At 65.0% G+C, this 2,442-nt stretch carries 3 protein-coding genes and 1 pseudogene; 3 read left to right on the top strand and 1 reads right to left on the bottom strand.

Annotated elements, in window-relative coordinates; all coding sequences use genetic code 11:
* Positions 1 to 175 precede the first annotated feature (175 nt).
* Positions 176 to 1,057, bottom strand: a complete 882-nt coding sequence (rsmI, locus tag ACTHL0_RS15805) for a 16S rRNA (cytidine(1402)-2'-O)-methyltransferase (RefSeq protein WP_440567754.1) — start codon at positions 1,055 to 1,057, stop codon at positions 176 to 178.
* On the opposite strand from rsmI, the gene ACTHL0_RS15800 reads away from it, so the two are divergent.
* The 3 genes and pseudogenes from ACTHL0_RS15800 to ACTHL0_RS15790 all read left to right on the top strand — a co-directional run.
* A complete protein-coding gene (locus tag ACTHL0_RS15800; protein WP_440567753.1) occupies positions 1,056 to 1,553 on the top strand; it encodes a YraN family protein in 498 nt (165 codons plus the stop codon). The two genes, rsmI and ACTHL0_RS15800, sit on opposite strands and share 2 nt — an antisense overlap.
* A 94-nt stretch (positions 1,554 to 1,647) precedes the next feature.
* Positions 1,648 to 2,232 (top strand): SIS domain-containing protein, encoded by a 585-nt coding sequence (locus tag ACTHL0_RS15795; protein WP_440567752.1) that lies wholly within the window; start codon positions 1,648 to 1,650, stop codon positions 2,230 to 2,232.
* A gap of 20 nt (positions 2,233 to 2,252) precedes the next feature.
* Positions 2,253 to 2,442: pseudogene (locus tag ACTHL0_RS15790) on the top strand (BON domain-containing protein); the annotation flags it as partial.

The raw sequence follows: 2,442 nt of genomic DNA, 5'->3' as shown, positions 1-2,442 counted from the left end.
CATCGCCCCACCATTCCTCGAAAGGTGAGGTTTATCAGGAGTCCTGATCAATCCGAGCGTCACACATCGATGAGCCTTCCGCATGAATGACATGACGGCTCAGCCCCCGCTGTCATGCCTTTAACTGCATCGCCCGTGATTGACGTAATGCTCGAGTGCCAAGTTCTTCTGCTCGTCAGGTCTCGTCTTTCGATAGATCGAGCGCTCGCGAATAGAGCATATTGCGGGATGCGCCTGTGATCGAGGCGGCGAGCCGCGCCGCCGTGCTGACCGACACCTCTTCGAGTAGCAGCGTCAACAAAGCATCGTGAGCTGTCTCGTTTTGCTCCGCCTGTGCCGGAGCACCCTGAACGACGAGTACGAACTCCCCGCGCTGCCGGTTCGGATCGGCGGCCAGCCACGTTGGCCCTTCGGCCAGGGTGCATCGATGAATCGCCTCATGTAGCTTCGTGAGTTCTCGTGCAATCAGCAATTGCCGGGTGCCGCCGAGGGTATCGGCCAGCGCTTGCACGGTTTCGACGATGCGATGCGGCGCCTCATAGAAAGCCATTGCATGCGGGTGTGCGACGAGCGTCTGCAAATGCGCCGCGCGCTGCTTCGCTTTCGTCGGCAGACAGCCGAGGAACGAGAAGGTGCCGACGAAATCGCCCGCGGCGGAGACGGCGGTCGTGACCGCGCTTGCGCCGGGTAGCGGAACGACGGTGAAGCCGGCTGCGCCGACGGCGTCGACGAGCTTGGCGCCCGGATCCGATATGCCGGGCGTCCCGGCGTCGGAGACATAGGCGACGCGTTCGCCGGCGCGCAGGCAATCGACGATGCGCTCGGCGGCCTCGCGTTCGTTGTGCTCATGCACGGCCAGCAGCGGCTTCGAGAGACCGTAAAGGCCGAGCAGTTGCCCGGTATTGCGCGTGTCCTCGGCGGCGATGCGATCGACGAGACCGAGCACATGCAGCGCGCGCAGGGTGATGTCGGCGGCATTGCCGATCGGCGTTGCAATGACATAGAGCGTGGCGGACGGGTACTGCTGCCGCTGCGCGAGAACGAGGAGGTCGGACATGAAGCGGGAAGCGCGAACGAGCGAGGGAAGGCCGTCATTGTGCCACGCGCGGCAGGAGAGAACGGCGCGTGGCCGAGCGCCGGCTCAGCAAGTAGCGGACGGCGCCCGTGCGGCCGACAACTTTTCCGGGCGGGGCGAGTCGAAACGCATCGGTACCGTGTTCGAAACGCGGGCGCTCGATTTTCTGCGCCGGCAACGCATGCGGTTGGTGGCGCGGAACGTCACGTGCCGGGGCGGCGAGATCGATCTCGTCATGCGTGACCGGGATGGCGCGCTGGTATTCGTCGAAGTGCGCGCGCGGGCCGGGAGCCGGTATGGCGGGGCGGCGGCGAGTATCGGCGCGTATAAGCGAAAGCGGATCCTGCTGGCGGCGCGGCACTTTCTGGCGGGGAGGGGCGCGGGCGAGAGCGAAAGCCCCTGCCGCTTCGATGCCGTCGTGTTTGAGGGGCCGCGGCTCGTTTGGCTGCGGGACGCCTTTAGAGAGGACGGCCCGTGAGAACTAAAAGGTGCGGATGCGCGTGGTGAGTGCGGTAAACTTGCGCGCTGACGAAACGGCCGCGGATTGGCGGGGCCGGCAGAGCAGAGAAACGATGTCAGTCGAACGAATTCAACAGCATTTTCGCGAAAGCGCGGCATTGAAACTGGAGGCGCTTGACGCCTTGGCGATGCCGCTCGCCGCGGCTATCGATACGATGTTCGGCGCGCTGGCGAACGGCAACCGGATATTCGCGTGCGGTAATGGCGCGGGCGCGGCCGAAGCGCAGCGCTTCGCCGCCCACCTCACCGCGGGCTTCGAGCGCGAACGTCCGAGCTTGCCCGCGATCGCCTTGACGGCCGATTCGGCTGTGCTGACCGCGCTTGCTGCGGGCGGCGGGTTCGATACCGTCTACGCCAAGCAGCTTCGCGCGCTTGGGCATGCGGGCGACGTGTTGTTCGTCGTGGCATCGCTGGGCGACGAAGCCAGCTTGCTGGAAGTCATTGCCGAAGCGCACGAACGCGAGATGTTCGTCATTGCGCTGACGGGCGGTGGCGGCAAGCTGGGCGAAGCGCTCGTTGAAACGGATATACAGCTTTGCGTGCCGTCGCAGCGGGCGGCGCGTATTCACGAAGTGCAGGTGTTGGCCATTCACTGCTTGTGCGACGGCATCGATGCCATGTTGCTCGGCGAAGATTGACTTCGAAGGGGAGTTCGTTGATGAAGGCAAATCGCGTCATGAAGACGCTTGTGCGGAGCACGCTGACGGTAGCGACGGCGGCTGCATTGGTGGCGTCGTTGCAGGGTTGTGTGTTGGCGGTGGCGGGCGCGGCGGGCGGCGGGGCGCTGATGGCGACCGATCGACGCACGCTCGGCACGCAGACGGCCGACCGTGAGATTCAGGTGAAGG

It is taken from the genome of Trinickia sp. (assembly GCF_051961175.1).
In the GTDB taxonomy this organism is placed as follows: Bacteria; Pseudomonadota; Gammaproteobacteria; order Burkholderiales; family Burkholderiaceae; genus Trinickia.
This window is presented reverse-complemented; position numbering and strand designations above follow the sequence as displayed.